22 protein-coding genes are annotated in these 24,217 nt (G+C 74.3%); 8 read left to right on the plus strand and 14 right to left on the minus strand.

The genetic code is table 11. The features are described from left to right. From ABZY91_RS35420 to pdxH, 8 genes are all read right to left on the minus strand, one after another. The coding region (locus ABZY91_RS35420; protein WP_355407525.1) for an FxsB family cyclophane-forming radical SAM/SPASM peptide maturase at nucleotides 1–2,206 on the minus strand (2,206 nt) is incomplete at its 3' end. Nucleotides 2,207–2,276: 70 nt separating this feature from the next. Continuing rightward, complete coding sequence (gene fxsA / locus ABZY91_RS35425; RefSeq protein ID WP_355407527.1) at nucleotides 2,277–2,462, minus strand: FxSxx-COOH cyclophane-containing RiPP peptide; 186 nt, start codon at nucleotides 2,460–2,462, stop codon at nucleotides 2,277–2,279. Between the two features lie 285 nt (nucleotides 2,463–2,747). Further along, entirely contained in the window at nucleotides 2,748–3,854 is a 1,107-nt protein-coding gene (locus ABZY91_RS35430; RefSeq protein ID WP_355407529.1) for an HEXXH motif-containing putative peptide modification protein, read from the minus strand. Then, complete coding sequence (locus tag ABZY91_RS35435) at nucleotides 3,854–5,077, minus strand: FxsB family cyclophane-forming radical SAM/SPASM peptide maturase (RefSeq protein ID WP_355407531.1); 1,224 nt, start codon at nucleotides 5,075–5,077, stop codon at nucleotides 3,854–3,856. The genes ABZY91_RS35430 and ABZY91_RS35435 overlap by 1 nt, the downstream gene beginning before the upstream one ends. A gap of 54 nt (nucleotides 5,078–5,131) precedes the next feature. Beyond that, nucleotides 5,132–9,142, minus strand: a complete 4,011-nt coding sequence (fxsT, locus tag ABZY91_RS35440; RefSeq protein WP_355407533.1) for an FxSxx-COOH system tetratricopeptide repeat protein — start codon at nucleotides 9,140–9,142, stop codon at nucleotides 5,132–5,134. Next, nucleotides 9,132–10,535, minus strand: a complete 1,404-nt coding sequence (locus tag ABZY91_RS35445) for a TIR-like protein FxsC (protein ID WP_355407535.1) — start codon at nucleotides 10,533–10,535, stop codon at nucleotides 9,132–9,134. The genes fxsT and ABZY91_RS35445 overlap by 11 nt, the downstream gene beginning before the upstream one ends. A 135-nt stretch (nucleotides 10,536–10,670) precedes the next feature. Further along, complete coding sequence (gene fxsA, locus ABZY91_RS35450) at nucleotides 10,671–10,856, minus strand: FxSxx-COOH cyclophane-containing RiPP peptide (RefSeq protein ID WP_329952942.1); 186 nt, start codon at nucleotides 10,854–10,856, stop codon at nucleotides 10,671–10,673. A gap of 124 nt (nucleotides 10,857–10,980) precedes the next feature. Continuing rightward, nucleotides 10,981–11,613, minus strand: a complete 633-nt coding sequence (gene pdxH / locus ABZY91_RS35455) for a pyridoxamine 5'-phosphate oxidase (RefSeq protein ID WP_329883362.1) — start codon at nucleotides 11,611–11,613, stop codon at nucleotides 10,981–10,983. 416 nt (nucleotides 11,614–12,029) lie between these two features. Between pdxH and ABZY91_RS35460 the strand changes: the two genes are divergently transcribed. Next, nucleotides 12,030–13,130, plus strand: a complete 1,101-nt coding sequence (locus ABZY91_RS35460) for a citrate synthase 2 (RefSeq protein ID WP_329883255.1) — start codon at nucleotides 12,030–12,032, stop codon at nucleotides 13,128–13,130. Nucleotides 13,131–13,414: 284 nt separating this feature from the next. Then, the gene (gene serC, locus ABZY91_RS35465) at nucleotides 13,415–14,533 is read left to right on the plus strand and encodes a phosphoserine transaminase (protein ID WP_329883254.1); all 1,119 of its coding nucleotides are present in this window, start codon (nucleotides 13,415–13,417) and stop codon (nucleotides 14,531–14,533) included. A gap of 218 nt (nucleotides 14,534–14,751) precedes the next feature. On the opposite strand, the gene ABZY91_RS35470 is transcribed toward serC, so the two are convergent. Further along, nucleotides 14,752–15,576: an SDR family oxidoreductase gene (locus ABZY91_RS35470; protein WP_329952940.1), complete on the minus strand. Its 825-nt coding sequence runs from the start codon at nucleotides 15,574–15,576 to the stop codon at nucleotides 14,752–14,754. 84 nt (nucleotides 15,577–15,660) lie between these two features. Between ABZY91_RS35470 and ABZY91_RS35475 the strand changes: the two genes are divergently transcribed. Further along, complete coding sequence (locus ABZY91_RS35475) at nucleotides 15,661–16,326, plus strand: TetR/AcrR family transcriptional regulator (protein WP_355407538.1); 666 nt, start codon at nucleotides 15,661–15,663, stop codon at nucleotides 16,324–16,326. Between the two features lie 130 nt (nucleotides 16,327–16,456). Here the strand turns inward: ABZY91_RS35475 and thpR are convergent, their stop codons facing one another. Continuing rightward, nucleotides 16,457–17,044, minus strand: a complete 588-nt coding sequence (gene thpR / locus ABZY91_RS35480; protein WP_329883251.1) for an RNA 2',3'-cyclic phosphodiesterase — start codon at nucleotides 17,042–17,044, stop codon at nucleotides 16,457–16,459. Between the two features lie 45 nt (nucleotides 17,045–17,089). On the opposite strand from thpR, the gene ABZY91_RS35485 reads away from it, so the two are divergent. Next, the gene (locus tag ABZY91_RS35485) at nucleotides 17,090–17,608 is read left to right on the plus strand and encodes a GNAT family N-acetyltransferase (RefSeq protein WP_355407540.1); all 519 of its coding nucleotides are present in this window, start codon (nucleotides 17,090–17,092) and stop codon (nucleotides 17,606–17,608) included. 132 nt (nucleotides 17,609–17,740) lie between these two features. Here the strand turns inward: ABZY91_RS35485 and ABZY91_RS35490 are convergent, their stop codons facing one another. Both ABZY91_RS35490 and ABZY91_RS35495 read right to left on the minus strand, forming a co-directional pair. Next, complete coding sequence (locus tag ABZY91_RS35490) at nucleotides 17,741–19,030, minus strand: MFS transporter (RefSeq protein ID WP_329953012.1); 1,290 nt, start codon at nucleotides 19,028–19,030, stop codon at nucleotides 17,741–17,743. A gap of 428 nt (nucleotides 19,031–19,458) precedes the next feature. After that, entirely contained in the window at nucleotides 19,459–19,893 is a 435-nt protein-coding gene (locus tag ABZY91_RS35495; protein ID WP_329883249.1) for a MarR family transcriptional regulator, read from the minus strand. A 183-nt stretch (nucleotides 19,894–20,076) separates the two neighbouring features. On the opposite strand from ABZY91_RS35495, the gene ABZY91_RS35500 reads away from it, so the two are divergent. Further along, nucleotides 20,077–20,475: a VOC family protein gene (locus tag ABZY91_RS35500; RefSeq protein WP_355407542.1), complete on the plus strand. Its 399-nt coding sequence runs from the start codon at nucleotides 20,077–20,079 to the stop codon at nucleotides 20,473–20,475. Between the two features lie 125 nt (nucleotides 20,476–20,600). On the opposite strand, the gene ABZY91_RS35505 is transcribed toward ABZY91_RS35500, so the two are convergent. Beyond that, entirely contained in the window at nucleotides 20,601–21,524 is a 924-nt protein-coding gene (locus ABZY91_RS35505) for a DUF4231 domain-containing protein (protein WP_355407544.1), read from the minus strand. Between the two features lie 132 nt (nucleotides 21,525–21,656). Here ABZY91_RS35505 and ABZY91_RS35510 point away from each other — a divergent pair, with 132 nt between their 5' ends. Then, nucleotides 21,657–22,106: a VOC family protein gene (locus ABZY91_RS35510; protein ID WP_355407546.1), complete on the plus strand. Its 450-nt coding sequence runs from the start codon at nucleotides 21,657–21,659 to the stop codon at nucleotides 22,104–22,106. A 203-nt stretch (nucleotides 22,107–22,309) separates the two neighbouring features. Here the strand turns inward: ABZY91_RS35510 and ABZY91_RS35515 are convergent, their stop codons facing one another. Further along, nucleotides 22,310–23,044, minus strand: coding sequence for a helix-turn-helix domain-containing protein (locus tag ABZY91_RS35515; protein WP_355407548.1), 735 nt, complete (start codon nucleotides 23,042–23,044; stop codon nucleotides 22,310–22,312). 221 nt (nucleotides 23,045–23,265) lie between these two features. Between ABZY91_RS35515 and ABZY91_RS35520 the strand changes: the two genes are divergently transcribed. Next, on the plus strand, nucleotides 23,266–23,931 hold the full coding sequence (locus ABZY91_RS35520; RefSeq protein WP_355407550.1) for a DUF4097 family beta strand repeat-containing protein: 666 nt from the start codon (nucleotides 23,266–23,268) through the stop codon (nucleotides 23,929–23,931). 11 nt (nucleotides 23,932–23,942) lie between these two features. Further along, nucleotides 23,943–24,217: ATP-binding cassette domain-containing protein (locus ABZY91_RS35525; protein WP_355407552.1), on the plus strand; the 275-nt coding region annotated here is incomplete at its 3' end.

Below are 24,217 nucleotides of genomic sequence, written 5' to 3' on the forward strand. Positions count from 1 at the left end.
GACCGTCGTGGGCCCGGACCCTCGTCCCCCAGTACGCCGTCACCGCGAGATGGGCGTAGGTGCCCTGGAACAGCCCCTCCAACGGGCGCGGGTCGGGCCGCCAGGGAGCGTCGTACAGCCCCGTGTCGGCCGGGTCGTAGAGGTCCGCCCGGTCGAGCACCGCACCCAGCTTGACGTGCTGGAACTCGTGCGCCAGCAGGAGCGCGAGGGTGGGCGCGGTCGCCGGGCGGGCGATCCCGACCGCGCCGAAGGCCTGCCGGGCGGCGGCACTGACGTCCCTGCCGGGCGGGCCCGGACGCAACGGGGTGACGGTGGTCAGGCCGGCCCGCAGGCCGACGGCGTACTCGGGGAGGTCGCGGTCCAGCAGTTCGACGGCCTCCCGCAGCGCCCAGCTCCAGGCCGTGAGCTCGGGATCGTCCAACCGGTCGGCGACCGGCCACTGGTGGCTGTCCCGCTGCGGGTCGACGTCCTCCAGGGCGAGCGTCCAACCACCGGCCAGCGCGACCCGGCGGACCGGCCGCCAGCGCGGGTCCCCCTCACCGGGGCGGGCGGACGAACCGTCGTCGGCGCGGACGGCGAACCCCCGCGCCTCGCCGGTGACCACCGCTTCGCGGGCCCCCGCACCGAGGTCCAGCCGGCCGAGCGTGGGCAGGTGCAGCGCGCCGTCCCGGAGCGGGACGGCGACGGCGTCCCCGCGCCCGGCCCGGACCGCGGCGGCGGCGGCCAGCCCGGCCAGCGGCCCGAGCCCGGCGGCCGGGTCGCCGCCCAGCCGCCGGGCGGCCCACGCGCGGGCGTAGGGGTGGGCGAGCACCGCGTCCACCGCGGCGGGCGCGGCCGAGTCGAGCTCGGCGAGCAGCTCCCAGGCGGCCGAGCGGGCCAGCCCGGAGGTGCTCCGAACGGCGGCCAGCATCGCGCGTGTGATGGCGAGTTGGGAACGGTTCAGGGCGCGGACGGTGTCCGCTCCGCCGTGGCCGCGGGCCAGCTCGTCGAGCTGCGCCGCGGTGAGCCCGGCCGGCACCTCCGGCGCGCCGGCCTGCACCGGCAGGGCCGCGGGGACGGTGGCGCCGGGACCGCCAGGGCGGTCGGGACCACCCGGACGGCCAGGGCCGTCGGACCGGTCGGCGATGCCGTTGATCAGGTTCATGAGGTCCCCGCAGTAGACGGACGGGTGGTCGAAGCTGCCGCCGCCGTACCGGTGGGCGTACAGACCACCCCCGCAGGAGCGGACCACCGGACAGGCCCGGCAGGTCGCGCCGAGTCCGGCCAGGCCGGTCTGCCGGGCGGCCATCCCGGGGTGGAGGGCGACCTCGTCGAGGCTGTGGGTGAAGACGTCCAACCCGGTGGCGGGGGCTCCGTCGTACGCGGTCTTCAGGCTGTCGGCCTGCTCGAAGGTGCCGTCGGTCTCCAGGACCACCAGGGCGGAGGGTTCCAGACCGAGGGACTCGGTGAGGCTGGAGAGTCCGTGCCGGGTGCGGTGGACGGAGTCGAAGGTCCGGACGGCGAACGGGCGGCCGTCCGCCTCCCAGTGGTCGTAGACGGTGAGCAGCCAGTCCGCGTACGGGGCCGGACCACGTCCGGCGGGGCGCTTCGGCGGCTGCTCCCAGGTGGCGTGCGGGAGCAGGAAGTCGACGGCCGGGGGTTCGAGTTCGGCGAGCGCCTGGTAGACGGCGACCGGGTCGTTCTCGACGTCGACGGTGCAGAGCAGGCCGGCGTAGAGGTGCCGGTACTCGGGTCGGCGGAGGAGCGCCACCGCGCGGAGCACCTGCGGGTGGCTGGAGCGGCCGTCGGCGTAGCGCCGGTGGCGGTCGTTGGCGGCACGGTCGCCGTCCAGCGAGATCCCGACCCTGACGTCCAGTTCGGCGAAGAGGTCGCAGAAGGCGGGGCTCAGGAGCACACCGTTGGTGTGGATCCGCAGGTCGAGGGAGCAGCCGGGCGGCAGGGCCGCCCGGAACTCCTCGGCGGCGCGCCGCAGCCGTTCCGGGCCGGCCAGCAGGGGTTCCCCCCCGTGCAGGACGACCCGGACGGACGGCAGCCGATGCGTGGCCGCGTGCTCGCCGACACGTTCGGCGGCCTTGACCAGGACCTGGTCGCCGATGGCCCTGGGGCGCCCGCGCCAGCTGGTGTCCGCGTGCTCGTAGACGTAGCAGTGGTCGCAGGCCAGGTCGCATCGGCTGTGCACCTTGACGACGAATTGCGTCAGCGGCACCGGAGTTAGCGGCATCGGATTCGGTCGGATTCGCTCGGAGGGCAGCCGGCCCGGAGGGGGGTCGGGTCGGTCAGATCGAGGAATTGAAGGCGGCTACCGGCACCAGTCCGGAGTCCGCCCCCGGCAGGGCGCGACGCAGACGGGCGGCGAGTTCCTCCGCACCGAGTGCGGACAGATCGGCGAGCGAGAGGCGCTCGACCTTGTCCTGAGGGATCGTCAGTTCGGTGCCTGGCCTGGTGCTGGTTACCGGTGTCATATTCGTTCCTTCTGGCGCGGTTAGAACCTGCCGACAGTGGGTACTCCACTCGCTCGATCAATGTAGTGGCTGGGGAGGCCCGGCGCGGTACCTCGCATCGCACGAATCGGCGTCGACCCAGGTGCCGGGCCCCTGCACCCCGGAAATTCACCCGTCCAGCGGTCGCGCGCCCGCCGATTCCTACGCCCCGGGACCTCTCGCCCCGCCCGCGGGGCCGCCGCGGACGGGGCCCGGGCCGCCCCGGAGCCGCGCCGCGACCGGGGGCGGCCCCACGCCCCCACCCGGTCACTCGAACGCGCGCACCACCCGCGCCATCTCCGCCACGAACGCGTCGCCGGCGGCCGTGAGTTCGCCGCTCCCCGCCAGGGTGCGCAGGGCGGCCCCGGTGTGCACCCGCCACCGGACGTGCTCGCGCTCGGCCCGGTCCCGGTCCGGCGCGCCGGCCGCGAGCTCGGCCCGCCAGAAGTCCGTGACGCCCAGGTGCGCGTAGGCGCCCTGGAGCAGAGCGCCCGCCGGCCGCAGGTCCTGCCGCCAGGGGGCGTGGTGGACGGCGGCCCCGTTCGGCCGGTGGAGCGGCACCAGGTCCATCAGGGCGCCGAGTTGGACGTGCAGGAACTCGTGCACCAGGGCCAGCGCCAGCAGCACCGGCTCGGCCGGGAGGGAGGCCGCCACCGCGCCGTGCGCGCGCCGGGCGGCGCCGCTGACCGCCGACCCGTCCGGCGCCGGCAGCAGCGGCACGAGGGTGGTGACGCAGGCGGCCACCGCCTCGGCGTGCGTGCGGTGGCGGCGCACCAGGATCTCCCACGCTCCGGCCAGCATCACTCCCCAGGAGGCGAGTTCGGCGGATCCGAGCGGCCCCGTCACGGGCCGCCCGTAGCAGGCCCGGCGCGGGCCGGTGTGATCGAGCAGCGGGGTCCAACGCAGCCCGTCGCACTCCAACGGGACGGGCTCGCCGGCCGGCCCGCCCCGGACGAACTCCCCCAGCGCGCCGAGCGGGGCTCCGCCCCCGGTGGCCCCGCCGGCCGCCAGGGCGCGCAGGCAGTCGGCCGCCCACGCGTCCAACTCCGGTCGCAGCAGGACCTGTTCCCAGCGCTCCCGGTCGCTCCCGCGGAGCTCCGCGAGTTCCTCGTAGGCAGCCGCGAAGCCGCCGTCGGCCGCCGGGAGCGCCCGCCGCAGGGCGAGCAGCAGCAGCGCCCGCTTGCTCACCTGCCCGGCCCGCAGCAGCCGGACGGCCCCGGTCCCGCCGCGCGCGGCGGCGAGCGCCCGGAAGGTCTCCGCGTCCACCCCGTGCCGGGGCAGCCCGGCCCCTCCCCTGGCGGCGGGCACCCCGGGCGCCGGCCCACCCACCCCGGCAGAGCCGCCCACCGCATGCGCGCCCGTCGTCGCACCCATCACCGGCCTCCTCGACCCGTCGTACCCGCCACCGCTCCCGACACCGCTCCCGACACCGGCGCACGGCCCAGCCCTGCCACGTCCTGCCGCAGCCGCCCCGCGATGTGGTGGATCAGCCGGGCCAGGTCCGCGCAGTACACCGAGGGCCGCCCGAAGTGCCCGTCGCCGTAGCGGTGGGCGTAGAGGCCGCCGCCGCAGACCGTCGCCAGCGGACAGGCGGCGCAGACCGGGCCGAGCCCGGCCAAGCCGCGCTGACGGGCCCGGAAGGCCGGGTGGGCGGCGGCGGTCGCGAAGTCGTGGCGCCACACGTCCAGGCCCGTCCCGGGCGCACCGTCGTACGCGGCCTTGAGGCTGTCCGCCTGCTCGATCGCGCCGTCCGTCTCGACCACCACCAGGTCCACCGGGGCCAGGCCGACGGCCTCGCTGGCGGCCCGCCCGCCGAGCAGCAGCACGGCGAGCTCCTCGAAGAGCCGTACGCCGGTCTCCCGGCGCGGCGCGCCGTACCAGCGGTCGAAGGCGGCGATCAGCCACCGCGCGTACGGCGTCGGTCCGTCGTCCCCGGCCGGGCCCGGCGGGGCCGGGGGCGCCGTCCGCCGCAGTCCGGGCGGCTGGGCCTCCCAGGTGCCGTGCGGCAGCAGCAGGTCGACCCGGGGCGGCGCGAACTCCAGCAGGGCCTCGTAGGTGGCCACGGGGTCGGCGGCGAGGTCCACCACGCAGAGCAGTCCGGCGAACAGCTCCCGGTGCTCGGCGGACCCCAGCAGTCGGACCGCCGCCGCCGTGCGTTCCCAGCTGCCCGCGCCGGAGCGGAACCGCCGGTGCCGGTCGTGATCGGCGGGCGCGCCGTCCAGCGAGACGCCGACGCCGACACGGTGCCGGTGCAACACCTCCCACAGCGCGGGCTCGGTGAGCAGCCGCAGTCCGTTGGTCTGCAGGCTGAACCGGACGCGTGGCGCGCAGGCCGTCAACTCCGCCAGCAGGGCTTCGAGATGGTCCGCACCGACGAGCAGCGGCTCGCCGCCGTGCAGGATCACGCCGACCTCGTCGAGCCCGTGGCGCTCCGTGTGCTCGGCGATCCGGCGGGCCGTCCGCCGGACCGTCCCGATCGCCATCCGCCGCGGCCGGTCACGCCAACTCTGGTCCGCCGCCTCGTACATGTAGCAGTAGTCACAGGCCAGGTTGCACCGACTGTGGATCTTCAGCAGATACTGCCGGAACGGCACCATGGAGGCGAGCCTAGCGCCGCGGCGTCCGCGACCCGCAGGCGATCCGACGGTCCGTCACACGGACGGCGGCTCGATGTCCGAGTCCAGCCGCAGGCCCGCCAGGACCGCCACGGTCGTCGGGTGTTCGTCCCCCAGGGTGCGCCGCGCCCGCCGGGCGCAGTCGGCGCGCAACTGGGCCGCGCGCTCCCGTTCGCCCGCGGCGGCGAGCGAGAGCGCGAGGTTGGAACCGATGCCGATGGCGTCGTAGTGGTCCGGGCCGAGGGTCTCGACCATGAGCGGCCGGGCCTCCTCCTCCAGGGCGAGGGCGGCGGCGGGCTCCCCCACCAGCACCAGGTCGTTGGCGTGGTTCATCATCGCGATCGGGATGTAGAGGTGCCCGTCGCCGAGGACGGCCCGGAACTGGTCCAGCGTCCGCCCGGAGAGCTCGCGGGCCTCCTGGCCGCGGCCGGCGAGCCGGAGGTAGACGGAGAGGTTGTTGGCGCCGGCCAGGGTGACCGGGTGGTCCTCCCCGAGGTAGTCCCGGTACCGGGCGAGGGCCCGCTCGGCGAGCTGGATGGCCCGGTCGGTGTCGCCGAGCGCGTTGAGGTCGCTGGCCAGGTTGGTCGCGGCGGCCAGGGTGTCGGGGTGCTCGGGCCCGTTGATGTCGAGGTAGCGCTGGTAGATGTCCTCGTCGATCTCCAGCGCCTCGTTGTAGCGGCCGGCCCGGCGCAGCGCGACGGCGAGGTTCTTGCGGGCGCGCAGGGTGTCGGTGTGGCCGTCGCCGATGGTCTGCTGGTAGATCCGGACGGTCTCCTCCAGCAGGTCCAGCGCCTCCCGCAGCCGGCCGGTCTCGCGCAGGTCGCGGGCGTAGTTGGAGGCCGAGGAGAGCGCGTAGAGGCTGTGCGCCCCGAGCGCCTCCCGCTGCTGGAGGTAGTTGCTGCGGTGGCGTTCCAGGGCGGCCCGGCGGTCCCCCGCGAGGTAGTCGGAGACGGCCAGGTTGTTGGTGATCATGAGGGTGCGCGGGTGGTCGGGTCCGAGCGTGCGCCGGGCCGCGTCCAGCGTCCGGCGGTCCAGCGCCCGGGCCTCCCGGTAGCGGCCGAGCGAGCGCAGGTCGGCGCCGAGGCTGTTGGCGACGGCGAGGGTGTGGGAGTGCTCCGGCCCGAGGGTGGCGGTGAACCGCTCCAGGATGTCCTTGTCCATCGCGTACGCCTCGTGCAGGGCGCCCTGGGAGCGGCGGATGTTGCTGAGCTGGGTGCGCAGCATCAGGGTCTGCGCGTCGTTGTCGGCGTCGAAGCCGGGGCCGCCGAAGCCGGGCCGCCGCCAGTGCTCCAGGGTGCGCTCGGCGAGCTCGCGGCCGGACTCGTGCAGGCTGCGCTTCCACTGGTAGCGCACCGAGTCGATGATCCACTGCCGGACGTCCTCGTCGGCGCTCCCGGTCGCGGCGGACGGCCAGAGGTGGGGCAGCAGGGCGGCGTACTGCGGCCAGTTGGCGGGGACGTCGGGCTCGCCGGGGTTGGCGGCGGCGAGCGCGGCGTGCACCACGCCCCGGATCTCGGACCGCTCGTGCCCGTCCACCTGGTCGCGGAGCACCGCCTGGACCAGCCGGTGCACGGTGATGGTCCCGCTGCCCTGGTCGGTACGGGCCAGGCCGTACCGGTTGATCGCGCGCAGGAACTCGCCGATCGCCAGCTTGTCGCGGGGCGCGCGGGGCGGCAGGCGCAGGGCGTGGGTCACCGGCCGGCTGTAGAGCAGCCGCATCGGGATGGCGTCCGGGCCGAAGAAGGCACAGATCTCCAGGATCTGGGCGGCCGGCGCGTTGACGCCGCGCAGCTCCTCCACCGAGATCCGCCAGGTCGCGGCGGCGGAGTGCGGGTACTCGGCGGGGCGGAGCCGGGTGCGCTCCAGCATCTCGGTGAGGGCGTCGTCGAGCAGTTCCAGGTAGGTGGAGAACGGCATCGAGGTCTCCTGCAGCCAGACGGCGGCCTGCCCGATGGCGAGCGGGAGGTCGCCGAGCCGGTCGGCGACCTGGTCGGCGTCGGCGGGGGCGAGACCGGTGTTGAAGCGGCGCAGCAGCCGGATGCTCTCCTCCCGGAGGAACACGTCGACCTCCGCCAGCCCGGCGTGCTTGGACCAGCCCTGGTTGCGGGAGGTGATCAGCACGTGGCCGCCGGAGGGGCCGGCCGGCAGCCAGGGCGCGAGCTCGTCGGGGGTGCCGGCGTTGTCGTAGACCAGCAGCCAGCGCCCGTGGGGCTGGCCGCGGCGCAGCGCGTCGAGCACGGCGGCGGCGGTGTGCGCGACGTCGTCGCTGCTCTCCACCCCGAGCCGGGGCGCCAGCTCGGCGAGCTTCTGCGGGATGTTGGCGGGTTCCTCGGCGGGCACCCACCAGACGACGTCGTAGGCGGCCTTGAAGCGGTGCGCGTACTCGGCCGCGATCTGCGACTTGCCCGCGCCGCCGAAGCCGTACAGCACCTGGCTGAGGACGGCGGCGGACCCGGCGGTGAAGCGGTTGCGGAGCAGTTCGAGGAGCCGGCCGCGACCGGTGAAGGAGGCGTTGCGCGAGGGCACCTCCTGGATCCGCGGCGCGGCCCCGGGGAAGCGTGCAGGAGTGGCGAACTCGCCGCTGTCGGTGTCCGGTTGGCGGCTCGAACCGGGCGGCGGACCGAGCTCGTTGTAGAGCTGGGACTCCGCGAGCAGGGCGGAGGAGCGGACGAGGTCGGGCGCGGCCGGGCCGACGAACGGGCGGGGCACCGGCTCGTCCGAGCCCTGGAGCCGCAGCGCGACCAGCAGCGGTGAACCGCTGACCGGATCGCGCCCGCCGAGCAGCTGCCAGGCCTCGGCGGCGCGGGCCAGCGCGGTGTACTCGGGCGAGAGCAGGGCGAGCATCCGGCCCTGCCCGTCCAGCGGGCCGGCGGCCTCCGGGGGCGGCCCGGTGTGCGTCTCCGCGGCGTTGTGCAGCGAGGTCTGGTAGCCGAAGCCGGTGAGGGTGGCCGCGGCCCACTCGGCCCACATCCGGTCCTCGGGGGCGTAGCTGACGTACACCTGGCGGGGCGTGGTGCGGGTGGAGCGCAGGTAGGCGCCGTACAGCCGGCGGCGGGCCTCGCCGGTGAGCGGGCGCAGCGTGCGGACCCGGCCGTCGGTGATCCAGGCGGCCAGCCGTTCGAAGGCGTTGAGCAGGCTGCGCGCCTCCTGCGGTCGGTCGGCGACGGTGGCGGGCACCTCCTCGTACGCGTAGAAGGGCTTGTAGGGGACTTCGACGTCGCTCCAGTAGCCGACCCGGCGGTCGGCCGGGAGCCAGCGGCCGAGGTAGGGGGCGAAGGCCTCGCGGGCGTAGTCCCGGCCGGCCTCCAGCCGCTCCTGTTCGGCGTCCTCGACCCGCATCGGGACGGGCAGCACCCGGATCGCCCGCTCCTCGGCCTCGGCGATGGTGCGCGCGGCGTCGACCCCGCCGCGGATGTTCTGGGCGCTGAAGGTGAAGCAGTCGACGACGGTGTCGGGCATCAGCACGGTGCAGATGCCGGAGGTGTCGCTGACCCCGGTGCGGCTGTCGATCAGCACGTAGTCGTAGGCCAGCGCCCAGCGTTCGCGCAGCTCGCGCAGGAACTCTCCGCCCCGGATGTCCCGGCCGTGGTAGAAGCTGCGCCAGTTGAAGCTGGTCACGGCGGCGGGGTACGCGGCGTTCTGCCGGCCGGCGGGCAGGAAGTCGAGGCGGCCGCCGTCCGGCAGGTCGAGCGCGAGTCCGCAGATGTAGGCGTCGAGCCGGCCCGGCTCGTCCAGCCAGGCACCGGGGGCGAGGCCGGCCGGCCCCACCGCGGAGGGCAGCGCCTGCTTGACGTAGGCGCGCAGCAGGTCGATCAGGCCGTCGGTGGCGTGCAGCTCCGGGTCGACCAGCAGCGGGTGGTAGTAGCGGTGCAGGCCGGGCGCCTCCAGGTCCCAGTCGACCACGAGGACGCGCAGGCCGCGGCTGGCCAGGATCCAGCCGACGTTGGCCAGGGCCATGGTTCTGCCGGTGCCGCCCTTGAAGGAGTAGAAGGTGACGACCGTTCCCGGTCCGGTCCGCTCCGGCTCCAGGCCGGGCTCAGCGAACATCGTCCTGATCCCCCTTCAGCGGCACTGCCGCGCCGTCCGGGCTGCGGCGCGGGCCCGGTGGCCACGCCGGCACGGCCAGCCCGGGCATCGCCGGACCGGCCTCCGCACCGCCCGGACCGAGGCCGAAGACGGCACCGTCGCCATCGTCCCCCCAATCGAAGTTGTCGTCCATGAGCTTGTTCTGAGCGACCGTCACCATGATGGTGAGCTGGTTGTCGAAGCTCTCCCGGGGCACCGCGACGCGGAACAACTGCTCCGGGTCGCTCCGGCGCAGCCAGCTCCGGCGGAACACGCCGCGCACGCCGGCCCAGAGCGCGTCACGCTCCGGGCCGGCGGCCGGGTCGCCGCTGCCGACCGGGACCATCACCCCGGTGACCGGGTGGTTCTGCTCGTCGTACTCGCGCAGCGCCGTCCGGTAGGCGTCGCTGCCGGCCACCCACGGGTCCACCAGCAGCACGCTCACCTGGTTGTCCTCACGGGCCCGGTCGAGCCACTCGCCGAGGCCGGGGGCGACCTCCTCCAGGGTGGTGGTGTGCCCGGCCGCGGTGATCACCTGCTGGGCCCGGACCACCAGGGACGGGTGGGTCGGCGGATGGTACGGGGCCCAGTGCCAGGGTTTGGCGCCGTACCAGCCGCCCCGGCGGGCGGGTCCGGGCTGGGCGGGGGCGGCACCGGGCCCGGCCTGACCGGGGACCGCGCCGTCGGGCGCCCGTTCCGCGCCCCGGCCGGGCGGCGGGTCGGAGGCCCGCCCCGCGGCGACGAAGAGCCGGACCATCCCGGCCGTGGGCGCGGGCCGCACGGCGGGCGCCACCGGGAAGTAGCCGCGGACGGCGCCGAGGTCGAAGTCGGGCAGCTCGGTGAGCCGGCGGGCGGCGGCGTCCCTGATCCGCTCGGCCACCACCCGCACCACCTGCCGGTACTCGGCGCCGAGCGGGTCCGTGCGCAGCAGGTCGCGAAGGCCCGAGCGGACGTAGGTCTCGCCCATGCCCTGCTGGACGTACTGGATCTTCAGGACCTCGTCGGGCAGCGCGTCCGGCAGGGACTCCCAGAGCACCGGGACGAGCGCCGGGACGACGTCACCGGCCAGCTCCTCGTGCCGGCGGACCCGGCCGCGGAAGGCCGTCCACTCCTTGCCGCAGTAGAGGCTCGCGAAGTAGGCCGGGGAGTAGAGCGCCACCATGGTCCGGCAGCGGGCCAGCATGCGGGCCAGCTGCTGCTCCCAGTTGTCGCCGAGGCGCAGCCGCTCGGTGTCCCGGTAGGCGATCTCGTCGGCGCCGGCGGCGGGCTCGATCAGGCCGAGCTCGTCCCTCAGGTCGTTGAAGAACTGGTCGACGAAGGCGTCCTCGGCCTCGTAGTCGCGACGCGCGTAACTGAAGAAGAAGTACGGTCGCATGACATCCCCCGGACCTGACTGTGCCGCGCCTGCGCTGGTGTCATACCCAGCATGTCGCGAACTCCACCGGTCGCGCGGGCGAGTCGGCAAACCCGACCGCGAGGAACGGGACGACCGCGGCGGGAACCGGGACGGCTACAGCGCGGACTGGAAGGCCGCGAAGGGCTCCGCACCGGGGGCCAGGGCGTCCGCGACGACCCGGCGCAGGAGTTCGCCGAGCACGGTGTCGGGCAGCGCGTCGAGCTCGCCGAGCGGCAGGGCGGTGACGTCGACCAGGTCAGAGCCGAGCCCAGAGGCGGTTTCCGCGCCGGTGACGCCCATCAGTCCCTCACTCGATCGTCTCGGCCCGGGGGCCGGCGGCCGGGCCGGAGGCCCGGCCTGCGACGCGCATCCTACACCTGATCTTGACGGGCCATCAGTTCCGCTGCGGGCGCCGCGCCAGGCTTCACGGGCAGAGCCGCTCCACCCGCCAGCCGGTCGGCGCGGCCGGGTCGGCCAGGTAGCGCAGCCGGTCGTGCAGCCGGTTCTCCCGGCCCTGCCAGAACTCGACGATCTCCGGCACCACCCGGTAGCCGCCCCAGAACGGCGGCACCGGCACCCCCTCGCCCTCCGGGTAGCGCCGCTCCAGCTCCGCGTACCGCTGCTCCAGCACCTCGCGGGAGGCGACCGGGCTGGACTGCTCGCTGGCCCAGGCGCCGAGCTGCGAGCCGTGCGGGCGCGTCCGGAAGTAGGCGGCGGTCTCGTCCCGGCCGACCTTCTCCACCCGGCCCTGGACGATCACCTGGCGGGCCAGCGCGATCCACGGGAAGAGCAGCGCCGCGTGCGGATTGGCGGCCAGCTCGGTGCCCTTGCGCGAGCCGTAGTTGGTGAAGAAGACGAAGCCGCGGGCGTCGAACCCCTTGAGCAGGACCGTCCGCGAGCCGGGCCGCCCCTCGGCGTCGGCGGTGGAGAGCACCATGGCGTTGGGCTCCACCACCCCGGCCTCGTCCGCGTCGTGGAACCACCGGGTGAACTGGGCGACCGGCTCCGCGGCGAGCCGCTCCTCGACCAGCCCCTCGTGCGCGTAGTGCTTGCGCATCACGGTGAGGTCCGGTCCGGGGCGGGCCTCGTCGGCCAGGATCCGGGTGACGGGGGTCAGGGGCGTCGACTGGGCGCGGTCCGGGGTCTGCACGTCAACATCATCCCGTACGACAAGCAACCGGCACCGCTACCTCCGGACAAACCCCGGTGGGAGATAAGGTGACTCGCCACCGTTCGGCCGCCCGTCGTACGGTGATTTGTCCGGAATCTGGGCCGCGGTTCCGGAGATTCGCCGGACACGACCGGTCTTCGGGCGAAAAGTCAAGCGGGCCCCCGGAAAACATCAGCACGGTGGTGTATGGCGTAATGCACCCCGTGCCTGTCACCCTGGCACCGAGTGCCAACCACCATTCGGTCACAGGCGTGCCTCCCCACCACGGCGGCCCGCCGATCGCAGAACTGAAGGAGCCGTGCATGTCCGACTTCGTACCCGGGCTCGAAGGTGTCGTCGCTTTCGAGAGCGAGATCGCCGAACCCGACCGTGAAGGCGGCGCCCTGCGGTACCGAGGCGTCGACATCGACGACCTGGTCGGCCACGTCTCCTTCGGCCATGTCTGGGGCCTGCTGGTCGACGGCAAGTTCAACCCCGGCCTGCCGGCCGCCGAACCCTTCCCGATCCCCGTCCACTCCGGCGACATCCGGGTGGACGTGCAGTCCGCCCTCGCCATGCTCGCCCCGGTCTGGGGCCTCAAGCCGCTGCTGGACATCGACGCCGAGCAGGCCCGCGACGACCTCGCGCGCGCCGCCGTCATGGCCCTCTCCTACGTGGCCCAGTCCGCCCGCGGCCAGGGTCTGCCGATGGTCCCGCAGAGCGAGATCGACAAGGCCGAGACGGTCGTCGAGCGGTTCATGATCCGCTGGCGGGGCGAGCCCGACCCGAAGCACGTCAAGGCCATCGACGCCTACTGGACGTCCGCCGCCGAGCACGGCATGAACGCCTCCACCTTCACCGCCCGCGTCATCGCCTCGACCGGCGCCGACGTCGCGGCCGCCCTCTCCGGCGCGGTCGGCGCGATGTCCGGCCCGCTGCACGGCGGCGCGCCGTCCCGGGTGCTCGGCATGATCGAGGAGATCGAGCGCACCGGCGACGCCACCACCTGGGTCAAGAACGCGCTGGACAAGGGCGAGCGCCTGATGGGCTTCGGCCACCGCGTCTACCGCGCCGAGGACCCGCGTGCCCGCGTGCTGCGCCGCACCGCCAAGGAGCTCGGCGCGCCGCGCTTCGAGGTCGCCGAGGCGCTGGAGAAGGCCGCGCTGGAGGAGCTGCACAACCGCCGTCCGGACCGCGTGCTGGCCACCAACGTCGAGTTCTGGGCCGCCATCATGCTGGACTTCGCCGAGGTCCCCGCACACATGTTCACCTCGATGTTCACCTGTGCCCGGACCGCCGGCTGGTCGGCGCACATCCTGGAGCAGAAGCGCACGGGCCGGCTCGTGCGCCCCGCTGCGCGCTACATCGGCCCCAACCCGCGCAGCCCCCACGACATCGAGGGCTACGAGGCCATCGCCCGCTGAGTCCGCCGGGCCACCGGGCCGCCGGGCCACCAGGTCACCGGGCCGCCGAGCCGCCGGGCCGGCTGATTCCGCCGCTCACGGTGCGGGGCACTCCGCGCCCCGCGTGCACCGCGCGCCCTGCACGCCCCCCGGCCACCCCGACCGCCCTGAACTGAGCCCCTGTGAAACAGCGGGTCCGGTACCGACCGGACCCGCTGTTTCCGCAGCTCGCGGCCGGGAAGATCGCATCTCAGCGGGCGGACTCCCGTCGATTCCCGGTCGACCCGGCCGGTAGGCTGCCGCCCGTGGCTCAGATCCAGATCCCCGCTGACATCAAGCCCGCAGACGGCCGTTTCGGCTGCGGCCCGTCCAAGGTGCGCCCCGAGGCCCTGAGTGCCCTCGCCGCCACCGAGACCTCCCTGCTCGGCACCTCGCACCGCCAGGCCCCGGTCAAGAACCTGGTCAAGCGCGTGCGCGAGGGCGTGAGCAGCCTCTTCTCCCTCCCCGAGGGGTACGAGGTGGTCCTCGGCAACGGCGGGTCCACCGCCTTCTGGGACATCGCGGCTTTCGGCCTGGTGCGGGAGAAGTCCCAGCACCTCGACTTCGGTGAGTTCTCGTCCAAGTTCGCCTCCTCGGTCAAGGCCGCGCCGTGGCTCGCCGAGCCGAGCGTGATCAAGACCGCCCCGGGCACCCACCCGCTGCCGGTCGCCGAGGCCGGCGTGGACGTCTACGCGCTCACCCACAACGAGACCTCGACCGGTGTCGCGATGCCCATCGCGCGTCCGGCCGGCGGCGACCAGGGCTCGCTGGTCCTGGTGGACGCCACCTCGGGTGCCGGCGGCCTGCCGGTGGACATCACCGAGACCGACGTCTACTACTTCGCCCCGCAGAAGTCCTTCGCCGCCGAGGGCGGTCTCTGGCTGGCGACCTTCTCCCCGGCCGCGCTGGAGCGCGCCGCCGAGATCGCCGGCTCCGGCCGCTACATCCCGCCGTTCTTCGACCTGCCGACGGCCATCGACAACTCGTCGAAGGACCAGACGTACAACACCCCGTCGATCGCCACCCTGTTCCTCCTGGCCGACCAGCTGGAGTGGCTCAACGGCAACGGCGGGCTCGACTGGGCCGTCGCCCGTACGGCTGATTCCTCGTCCCGCCTGTACGGCTGGGCCGAGAAGTCCTCGTTCGCCAGCCCGTTCGTGGCGAACCCGGACGAGCGTTCGCAGGTGGTCGGCACGATCGACTTCGACGACGCCGTGGATGCCGCCGCCGTCGCCAAGGCACTGCGTGCCAACGGCATCGTCGACACCGAGCCGTACCGCAAGCTGGGCCGCAACCAGCTGCGCGTCGCGATGTTCCCGGCCGTCGACCCGGCCGACGTCGAGGCGCTCACCGCCTGCATCGACTACGTGGTCGGACAGCTCTGATCCCGACCGGTCGGCACGACGGACGAAGGGCCACCGCCTCCGGGCGGTGGCCCTTCCCGTTCTCCGGGGACGTCTGCGGCCCCCTCGCCGGGGACGCTACTGGCCGACCAGTGAGCTGATCAGCACGACGACCAGCAGCAGCACCAGGGCTCCGGTCACGATACGCATACGAGTCTTGGGATCCACGGTCAACGAGCGTACCCCCGGCCCGCCGGCGGTCAGACGCCGAGGTTGGACCCCCCGCTCGCGTCCAGGTTCTGGCCGGTGACCCAGCGGGCGTCGTCGGAGGCGAGGAACGCGACGACGTCCGCGACGTCGGACGCCTCGCCGACCCGGTCGAAGGCCGAGTAGGCGGCGACCCGGGCGCGCGCCCGCGGGTCGTCCAGCCAGGGGTTGACGTCCGTGGCGACCACGCCCGGCAGCACCGCGTTGACGGTGATCCCGCGCGGTCCCAGCTCCTCGGCGAGGGTGAGCGTCAGGGTGTTCAGCGCCCCCTTGGTCATCGCGTAGGCGATCGCCGTCGGGAACGCCACCCGGGTGACGCCGGAGGAGACGTTGACGATCCGGCCGCCGTCGCGCAGCCGCTCCAGGCCGTGCCGGACGACGAAGAACGGCGCCCGCGCGTTGACCGCGAACACCTTGTCGAAGTCGGCCTCGGCCACCTCGTGGATCCGCCCGTACTGGCCGATCCCGGCGTTGTTGACCAGGATGTCCAGGCTGCCCGCCGCCCCCTGCCCGGCCGGCCCCCGGCCTTCTGCCCCTTCCCCCGCCGCCCTCTGCCCTGCCAGCCCCGCGTCGAAGGCGGCCCAGAGCGCTTCGGCGTCGCCGGGGACGCCCAGCTCGGCACCGACCGCGAAGGCCCGGCCGCCGGCGTGCTCGATCGTCTTGACGACCTCCTCGGCCGCCGCCGCGTTCCGTCCGTAGTGGACGGCGACCAGGGCGCCGTCCCGCCCCAGCCGCTCGGCGATCCCCCGCCCGATGCCCCGGCTGCCGCCCGTGACCAGCGCCGTCCTCCCCGCCAGCCTGCCCGTCGACGTCCCCATGGCCATGCCCTCCCATTTATGTAGCGATCGCTAATGAAAGGAACCGTAGCACGCCTTCTGTAGTGGTCGATATAGAATCTCCCCATGGCGACGACGAGCAGCGCGAAGAGCGGCACCACCACGACGGGAGCGGGCGCCGCACCGACCACCGGCGCCCGGGCCGGCGCCGCGCAGCGCGGCCGGCCCCGCTCCTTCGACCGCGAGGCCGCCCTGGAGCAGGCGTTGCGGCTGTTCTGGGAACGCGGCTACGAGGCGACCTCGGTCGCCGACCTCACCGCCGTCATGGGCATCCGCCCGCCGAGCCTCTACGCCGCCTTCGGCGACAAGCGCGCGCTCTTCGACGAGGTGGTCGCCCGCTACCGGGAGAGCCACGGCGCCTACTCCGCCCGCGCGCTCGCCGAGGAGCCCACCGCCCGGGCGGGGGTGGCCCGGATGCTGCGCGAGGCCGCCGCCGAGGCCACCGACCCCGACCACCCGTGGGGCTGCCTGCTGATCAGCTCGACGGTCAACTGCACCTCGCCGGAGGTGGTCGAGGCCGTCCGGGCGCTGCGCAACGCCAACGTCCGGGCCCTGGAGTCGCTGATCCGCGCCGACGTCGCGGCCGGGCACGAGCCCGCCGGGGCCGACCCGGCGGCGCTGGCCCAGTTCACCGCGACCGTGGTCCAGGGCATGTCGCAGCGCGCCCGCGACGGCGCGACCCGCGCCGAGCTGGAGCGGGTCGCCGCCGACGCGATGCGCGTGTGGCCCTGACCGGGCCCCTAGGACCCCGGTAGGCCCGGTTCCGGCCTGCCCCGGCCCGCCCGGTTCCGGCCCGCCCCGGCCTGTGGGAACCGGGCCCGCGGGAACCGGGCCTGTGGGAACCGGGCCCGCGGGCCGGCTCTCAGCTCCAGCGGGCCAGCGGCCAGGAGCGGACCGTCTCGTAGTGCGCGAACCCGCCGTCCTGCTCGCTCTTCATCAGGTGCAGCTCGGCGGCCTCCCACTCCGGCCCCCGGTACTCCCCGAGCGCCAGCGCCAGCCCGTCCAGCTCCGCCGCCGCCACCCGCTGCACCGCCCGCCGGTGCCCGCGCGTCGAGCCGGCCCGGGCCAGGGTCAGATGCGGGTGGAAGCTGAACGCGTCCACCTCACCCACCACCCCGGCGGTGGCGTCGTTCACCGCCTCGGCCAGCCGGCGCAGCGCCCAGGTCCGGCCCTCCACCCCGGCCCAGAGCACCCGGTCCCCGAACCGGCCGGCGCCGGCCAGCCGCAGCGGGTGCGCCGCGTGCACCTCGGCCACCCCGGCCAGACCCGTTTCGAGCTCCGGCACCCGCTCGACCGGCACCTCACCGAGGAACGCCAGCGTCAGGTGCCAGCCCTCGACCGCCGTCCAGCGGAGCCGGTCGGCCCCGGGCAGCTCGCGCACCGGCGCCACCGCGTCGACCAGCCCCTGCAATGCCTCCACCGGCGGCAGCACCGCCACAAAGAGCCTCATGGGGCCATCTTCCCGCGCACGACGGTTTGGGCTAGAACGGTTTTCATGAAGATCCGTAACGGGGGTCCCGAGGACATCCCCGACATCCTCGCCCTGCTCGACGGCGCCGTCGCCTGGCTCGCCTCCCAGGGCCGGACGCGGCAGTGGGGCAGTCACTCGTTCAGCGGCACCCCGGCCAGGGTGGAGCACATCGCGAAGTACGGCGCCGAGCCGTACCTGATCCGGCTCGCGGTGGCCGACGACGGCCGGGCGGTCGGCTCCTGCGTCCTCTCCGAGGAGCGGCCCGACTACGCCACCCCGGTGGACGAGCCCGAGGTGTACATCCGCAACCTGGTGACCGACCGGTCCCGGAAGGGCTCGGGGATCGGCGCCGCGCTGATCGCCGACGCGATCGAGGAGGCCCGCCGCCGGGGCATCGGCCTGCTCCGGGTGGACTGCTTCGCCGGGGGCGACCGCAAGCTGGTCGGCCGGTACCGGGCGCTCGGCTTCACCGAGACGGAGTCCTTCGAGGTCGAGCAGCCGGCCGGCCCCTGGCAGGGCCAGATCCTCGCGATCAGGGTCTGAGCCGCCGGCCCGGCACGAGCCCGCCGGACGGCGCCCGCCCCGGCCCGGCTCCCTCCGCCCGGACCCCTCCGCCGCCCGGACCCGTCCGCCGCCGGCCCGGCCCCCCTCCGCGGGGTCCGGGCCGGTGCGGCGTCAGCAGGCGGCGGCGAGCTCGGACTTGGCCGGCGCCGCGGTGCGCGGCACGAGGGCCACCACCCGGCCGCCGTGCCCCGGGTGCAGGGCGAAGCGGAGCCGCAGGTCGGCGCTGCGGGCCAGCACCAGGCCGACCACACCGGCCGCCAGGGCCGAGACCAGTCCACAGGCCAGCAGCCCGAGCCGGGGCCCGTACGAGGCGGTGACCCAGCCGACGATCGGCGCGCCGATCGGCGTGCCACCGGTGAACACCAGCACCAGCAGGCCCATCACCCGGCCGCGCATCGCGGGCTCGGTGGCCAGCTGGAGCGCGGCGTTGACCGAGGTGTTGAAGCTCAGCCCGAACACGCCGATCAGGGTGAGCAGCGCGGCGAAGGTCCAGTAGCCGGGCGCGAACGCGGCCACCACCTCCAGCAGGCCGAAGGCCAGCGCGGCGCCCACCAGCCGGCGCAGCCTGGGCGCGCCGCGCCGGGCCGCGATCAGCGCGCCGGTCAGCGAGCCGACCGCCATCGCGGTGTTCAGCAGGCCGTACTGCCCTGCGCCGACGTGGAAGGTGTCGGTCGCGAAGCCGGAGAGCAGCGTCGGGAAGTTGAAGCCGAAGGTGCCGATGAACCCGGCCAGCACCATGGGCCAGAGCAGTTCCGGCCGCTCCTTCACGTACCGCAGGCCCTCGCGCAGCTGGCCCTTCTCACGGGCGATCGGCGCGGTCGGGCGCAGTTCGCCCGGCCGCATGGCGAGCAGCCCGCCGATCACGGCGGCGAAGGAGAGCGCGTTCACCGCGAACGCCCAGCCGCTGCCGACCGCGGCGATCAGCAGGCCCGCCACGGCGGGGCCGACCAGCCGGGCGGTCTGGAAGTTGGCGGCGTTCAGGCTGACCGCGTTGGCGAGGTCCTTCGGGCCGACCATCTCGGAGACGAAGGCCTGCCGGGTCGGGTTGTCCACCACGGTGACCAGGCCGAGCAGCAGCGCGAAGACGTACACGTAGTACGGGGTCACGACGCCGCCGACGGTCAGCACGGCGAGGCCGGCGGCGAGCAGGCCCATCGCCCCCTGGGTGAAGATCAGCAGCCGGCGCTTGGGCATCCGGTCCGCGAGCACCCCGCCGAACAGGCCGAGCAGCAGCATCGGCAGGAACTGCATGGCGGTGGTGATGCCGACGGCGAGCGGGCTGCCGGTGAGGCTGAGCACCAGCCAGTCCTGGGCGATCCGCTGCATCCAGGTACCGGTGTTGGACACCACCTGACCGGCGAAGTAGTAGCGGTAGTTGCGGACGCGCAGGGAGGAGAACATCCCCCCGGGCCGGGTGAAACGGTCACCGGCCGGTGCGTCGGCCTCCGCCGTGGGAGGCGTGGCCTCGGAGAGGGGCCGCGCGGGGCGCGCCGCGGGAGGGGTGGCGGCGGGCGCCGGGTGGGCGCGGCCGGGAGCGGCGGGGTCCTCCGCCGCGGTGCGTTCGTCGGGGTCGTCGTCGCCGTTGCCCGGCAGCCCCGTCGGGGCGGGTGCCTGGGCGTCGGCTGCCGCGGCGCCCGCTGCGGCGGGGTCGGCGGTCCGGTGGTCGTCGGTACGGATGGCGGCGCTGGCTGCGGCCGGCGGTGTCACGGTGGTCTCCCCTCGCGGCGCGACGGCCCGTGGCATGGCCGTCGCGCTCCTGGTTTCGGTGGTCGGTCCTGCGGTGATGCGGTTCTCCTTCGTCCTCCGGCGGCTGACCGGAACGGCGGTGCCTAGAGGTGTGCGAGCTTGTAGAGCACGGGCGCGGCCTCGCGGAGGACGGCCCATTCCTCCTCGTCGAGCCCCTCGGCGAGCTCGGCGAGCCAGGCGTTCCGGCGGCTTCGGCTCTCCGCCAGGATCGTCTCGGCCTGTTCGGTACTGCTGACGACCACCTGACGGCGGTCCTCCGGGTGCGGCTCGCGCCGCACGAGGCCCTTCTCCTCCAGCATCGCGACGATCCTGGTCATCGAGGGCGGCTGTACGTGCTCCTTCCGGGCGAGCTCACCCGGTGTGGCCTTCCCGCACCGTGCGAGGGTGCCCAGCACTCCGATCTCGGTAGGGCTGAGCGACTCCTCGACCCGCTGGTGACGCAGGCGACGGGAGAGGCGCATGGCGGACGATCGCAGCTGACTGATGGCTACGAGGTCCTGCTCGGACATCTCGGGCATGTCCTTAGCCTACGTCATTACTCTCGCTAAAGAAAACCGGTTTCCCGCCCGCCCGTCCGCCCGCCTGCCGTCCACCACCCCGCCCGGGGCCGGCTCGCGGTCCGGTCCGCCGTGCCGTGGGCCGCGCCGAGCGCGATGCTGGAAGCACGGGTACCCACCCATCCCTCAGGAGAAGGGCCGACCATGTCCGACCTCGCCACCGAGCAGAACGACACCGGCTTCGCCCGGCTCGCCATGGTCACCATCGACTGCGCCGACCCGGTCGCGCTGGCCGCCTTCTACGGTGAGCTGCTCGGGTGGGAGACGCGGCACGTGGACGAGCAGTTCGCGATCCTGGACAACCCGGAGGGCGGCAGCCCGCTCGGCTTCGGGCGCGTCAACGGCTACCGGCCGGAGCCCTGGACCGAGCCGGACGGCGGCAAGCACTTCCACCTGGACTTCTACGTCGACGACCTGGAGGCGACCACCGCCCGCGCGCTGGCCCTCGGCGCGACCGAGCCCACGCACCAGCACGGCCGGACGCTCAAGGTCCTGATCGACCCGGCCGGCCACCCGTTCGGTCTAGCGCCCCTGGACTCCTGACCGCACCGGCGACCCCGCCGGACCGCCGCCCGCGCACGCCGACGGGGCCCGCCGCCGACACGGCCGGGCCCCTCGCCCCTCTCCTGCCTCCCGCGCCTCCCGCGTCCGTCCGGCCGGCGGCCCCGTCAGCGCGGGAAGGCCCGGCGCGCACGCCAGGTGGTGTGCTCGCGCGACACCGCGTCCTCCGCCTCGGCCGCCAGCCGGGCCCAGCGCTGCTCGGCGTCCGGAGCCCGCACGTCGAGGTCGGAGAGCTGGTTGCCGACGTTCTCCAGCTCGCGCGCCGCCAGCTGGTACGCGGCCGCCAGCGGGCGGAGCTGCTTCAGCTGGGTCCAGGCGATGATCGACGCGGCCGCCGCCGAGCTCGCCCCGAAGACGTGCACCTGCAGCGCGCCGGTCGCCTGCGCGATCGCCGCGGCGGCGCCGATGATGATCAGCGTCGCGATGCCCAGCCCCCAGGTGACCGCCTGCGACTCGCAGGACTCGGCCCGCGAGCGGTACCACGTCCGCTGCCCCTCCACCCGGGTGCGCAGGTACAGCGTCCGCCGGGCCGTCAGCGACTCCGCCCGCACCCGGCGCATCTCCGGCGTGATCTCGGCCGCCGTCCCCGGCGGCACGATCTCCGGGTCCTCGAACGCCCGCAGCACGTCCTCCATCTGGAGCAGGTAGCCCCGGTCGACGTCGGCCGAATCCGCGTCACCCTCGAACGGCCCGGCCCGTACGGAGTACTTCCAGGCCAGCGTCTTCACCGACTCGGCCGCCGCCCGCGCCTCGTACCACCGCCCCTGCGGGTTGCTTCGGCGAAGCCGTGACCAGAAATAGCCCGCGATCAGGAACGCCACCACCGAGAAGAGCGGGACGATGCTGCCCTCGTCCGGATCGTCCGGACCGGGCAGCGCCCCGACCGCGGCCGCGAGCACCAGCATCCCGATCAGGCCCCGGTACCAGCGCAGTGTCTGCTGCTGCCCCTCCAGGGACGCCTGGTCCGCCGTCCGGAACAGCTCCGGCAGCAACTGCGCCTCCACCCCCGCCGGCGGGTCTTCTCGCACCATCAGCCGATCCCCCTCCCCGCTCTCCGTCCAGCCAGTATTCCCTCCACCAACTGCCCTACACGGCCACCTTTTTGACACCCCGCGCCGAACGGTGATTGCCCGTCACCCTGGATTACCGGTATAACCGGTTACATGCCACTGCACTGGAAGCTCGTCATCGACTGTGCCGACCCGCACCGCCAGGCCGCCTTCTGGGCCGCCGCCCTCGACTACACGGTCGAGGACCACAGCGCCCTGATCGACCGCCTGCTGGCCGCCGGAGCCGCCGGCCCCGACCTCGTCACCGAGGTCGGGGGCCGCCACGCCTGGCGCACCCTGGCCGCCGTCCGCCACCCCGAGGACCCGCACGACCCGGCCACCGACACCGGGCTCGGCCGCCGCCTCCTCTTCCAGCAGGTCCCCGAACCGAAGCAGGGCAAGAACCGCCTCCACCTCGACGTGCATCCGGAGCCCGGCACCCGCGACGACGCCGTCGAGCGCCTCCGGGGCCTCGGCGCCACCGTCCTCACCCGCGTCGACGAGCCCGCCGGTTCGTGGGTCGTCATGCAGGACCCCGAGGGCAACGAGTTCTGCGTCCACTAGAGCTTGTCCGCCGGGCAAGCTGCGGTGCGGCCACGGGGGCGATCCGCCCGCCCCGCCGGACCCGCCGCGGGAGCGTCGGACCGGACGGGAGCCGCAGGCGCACCGCCGGCCGGCCGCGGCTCCCCGCGTTCCGTGCGGTTCACCGAGGGCCGACCGGCCGGCCCGCTCGACACCGGCCGGGCCGTGCGGCGCGGGACGGGCCCTCAGGCCTTACCGCCCGCCCCCGGCTCGACCCGCGTGTGGAGGATCTCGCGGGCCTGCTCGGCGGCCCGGGTGATGCTCTCGCTGACGAAGTCGACGAAGCGGGCGATGTTCTCCAGGCGCGCCGCGGCCGGGGTGTCGGCGCCGAGGATGCCGACACCCTGCCGTGCGATCTCGACGAGTTGGGCGGTGGCGCGGGCGCTGGCGATCATCGTCTGGTACCAGACGTCGTCGTCGACGACGTAGCGCTCGCGCCGGCGTTCGTCGCGCTCCCGGCGGACGAGGCCCTGGCTGTCGAGGAACGTGACCGCCTTGGAGACGGACGCCGGGCTGACCTGGAGGCGCTGGGCGAGTTCGGACGCGGTGAGGCTGCCCGTGTCGGTGAGGGTGAGACAGGCCATCACCCGCGACATCATCTTGGGCATGCCCGAAGCCATCAGGACGGTGGTGAACGTCTCCTCGTACTCGCGCACCGCCTCGGCGTCGCGGCCGTGGGCCTGCGCGGGCTCCTGCGCGCCCCGGGGGGCGGTCGGCGTGCGCCGGTGGGCCCGGCGCTCGGTGGCGCGGTGGGCCAGGTCGGCCCGGTAGGCGGTGGGGCCGCCGTTGCGCATCACCTCGCGCGTGACGGTCGAGGTGGGACGGTCGAGGCGCCTGGCGATCTCCGCGTAGGCGAGCCCGTCGGCCACCCCCGACGCGATCTGCTGGCGTTCCTGCTGGGTGAGCCTGCCTCCCGGCATCGCGGCCTCCTTCATGGTCGGTGATGCCCAAGCATAGCGTTCACATCCAAATCATTGCAACGCACCCGCTGGTGATCGTTGCATTTGATTCGAAGCCTTCGCAACGATCTAAAGGCTTCCACCTGCGCAAATAGGATTTCTGCGCAACGAGCTTGTTGCCGAGACTTGGAAAGCAACGTAGCTTTTCCATCGTCAGAAACGACAAGCCGAAGGACAGCATCATGCAGAAGTTCGACACCCCCGCCCCGGTCGCCACCGTCCTCGACATCCCCGCAGGACGCATCCGGCTCATCGCCGCCGACCGGGCCGACACCACGGTCGCGATCCTCCCCTCCGACCCCTCGAAGAGCCGCGACGTGAAGGCCGCCGAGCAGACCACCGTCGAGTACGCCGACGGCGCCCTGCGGATCCGGACCTCGGCCGACAACCGGCTCCTCGGCTCCTCCGGCCACGTCGAGGTGACCGTTCACCTGCCCGCCGGCTCCCGCGTCGACGCCAAGGCCGCCACCGCCGAACTCCGCGGCACCGGACGCCTCGGCGACGTCACCGTCGAGCTCTCCCACGGCTCGGTCGAACTCGACGAGACCGCCGGCGCCCACCTCACCCTCCTCGCCGGCGACATCTCGGTCACCCGCCTCGGCGGCCCCGCCGAGATCAGCACCCGCAAGGGCGCCATCCGGATCACCGAGGCCGTCCGGGGCACCGTCACGCTGCGCACCGAGGCCGGCGGGATCGAGGTCGGCGCCGCCCCCGGAGTCTCCGCCGCCCTGGACGCCGGCACCGGCCACGGCCGGATCCACAACGCACTCCGGAACGCCGACGGCGCCGCCGACCTGACCGTCCACGCGACCACCGGCCACGGCGACATCACCGCCCGCAGCCTCTAAGGAGCATCGACATGACCGACCTGGCCATCGCGGCGAACGGGCTGCGCAAGTCCTACGGCGACAAGACCGTGCTCGACGGCATCGACCTGGCCGTCCCCGAAGGAACGGTCTTCGCCCTGCTGGGCCCGAACGGCGCCGGAAAGACCACCGTCGTCAAGATCCTCTCCACGCTCGTCGGAGCCGACGGCGGACAGGCCCGGATCGCGGGCCACGACCTGACGGCCGCCCCGCAGGCGGTACGCGCCGCCATCGGCGTCACCGGCCAGTTCTCCGCCGTCGACGGCCT

Source organism: Kitasatospora sp. NPDC002965, assembly GCF_040611255.1.
Classification (GTDB): domain Bacteria; phylum Actinomycetota; class Actinomycetes; order Streptomycetales; family Streptomycetaceae; genus Kitasatospora.

Bases quoted from the DNA above. Each gene is read 5' to 3' on its own strand.
- fxsA (WP_355407527.1), bottom strand. From the start codon at position 2,462: ATGACACCGGTAACCAGCACCAGGCCAGGCACCGAACTGACGATCCCT.
- ABZY91_RS35430 (WP_355407529.1), bottom strand. From the start codon at position 3,854: ATGGGTGCGACGACGGGCGCGCATGCGGTGGGCGGCTCTGCCGGGGTG.
- ABZY91_RS35435 (WP_355407531.1), bottom strand. From the start codon at position 5,077: ATGGTGCCGTTCCGGCAGTATCTGCTGAAGATCCACAGTCGGTGCAAC.
- fxsT (WP_355407533.1), bottom strand. From the start codon at position 9,142: ATGTTCGCTGAGCCCGGCCTGGAGCCGGAGCGGACCGGACCGGGAACG.
- ABZY91_RS35445 (WP_355407535.1), bottom strand. From the start codon at position 10,535: ATGCGACCGTACTTCTTCTTCAGTTACGCGCGTCGCGACTACGAGGCC.
- fxsA (WP_329952942.1), bottom strand. From the start codon at position 10,856: ATGGGCGTCACCGGCGCGGAAACCGCCTCTGGGCTCGGCTCTGACCTG.
- pdxH (WP_329883362.1), bottom strand. From the start codon at position 11,613: ATGCGCAAGCACTACGCGCACGAGGGGCTGGTCGAGGAGCGGCTCGCC.
- ABZY91_RS35460 (WP_329883255.1), top strand. From the start codon at position 12,030: ATGTCCGACTTCGTACCCGGGCTCGAAGGTGTCGTCGCTTTCGAGAGC.
- ABZY91_RS35470 (WP_329952940.1), bottom strand. From the start codon at position 15,576: ATGGGGACGTCGACGGGCAGGCTGGCGGGGAGGACGGCGCTGGTCACG.
- ABZY91_RS35475 (WP_355407538.1), top strand. From the start codon at position 15,661: ATGGCGACGACGAGCAGCGCGAAGAGCGGCACCACCACGACGGGAGCG.
- thpR (WP_329883251.1), bottom strand. From the start codon at position 17,044: ATGAGGCTCTTTGTGGCGGTGCTGCCGCCGGTGGAGGCATTGCAGGGG.
- ABZY91_RS35485 (WP_355407540.1), top strand. From the start codon at position 17,090: ATGAAGATCCGTAACGGGGGTCCCGAGGACATCCCCGACATCCTCGCC.
- ABZY91_RS35490 (WP_329953012.1), bottom strand. From the start codon at position 19,030: ATGTTCTCCTCCCTGCGCGTCCGCAACTACCGCTACTACTTCGCCGGT.
- ABZY91_RS35495 (WP_329883249.1), bottom strand. From the start codon at position 19,893: ATGCCCGAGATGTCCGAGCAGGACCTCGTAGCCATCAGTCAGCTGCGA.
- ABZY91_RS35500 (WP_355407542.1), top strand. From the start codon at position 20,077: ATGTCCGACCTCGCCACCGAGCAGAACGACACCGGCTTCGCCCGGCTC.
- ABZY91_RS35505 (WP_355407544.1), bottom strand. From the start codon at position 21,524: ATGGTGCGAGAAGACCCGCCGGCGGGGGTGGAGGCGCAGTTGCTGCCG.
- ABZY91_RS35510 (WP_355407546.1), top strand. From the start codon at position 21,657: ATGCCACTGCACTGGAAGCTCGTCATCGACTGTGCCGACCCGCACCGC.
- ABZY91_RS35515 (WP_355407548.1), bottom strand. From the start codon at position 23,044: ATGCCGGGAGGCAGGCTCACCCAGCAGGAACGCCAGCAGATCGCGTCG.
- ABZY91_RS35520 (WP_355407550.1), top strand. From the start codon at position 23,266: ATGCAGAAGTTCGACACCCCCGCCCCGGTCGCCACCGTCCTCGACATC.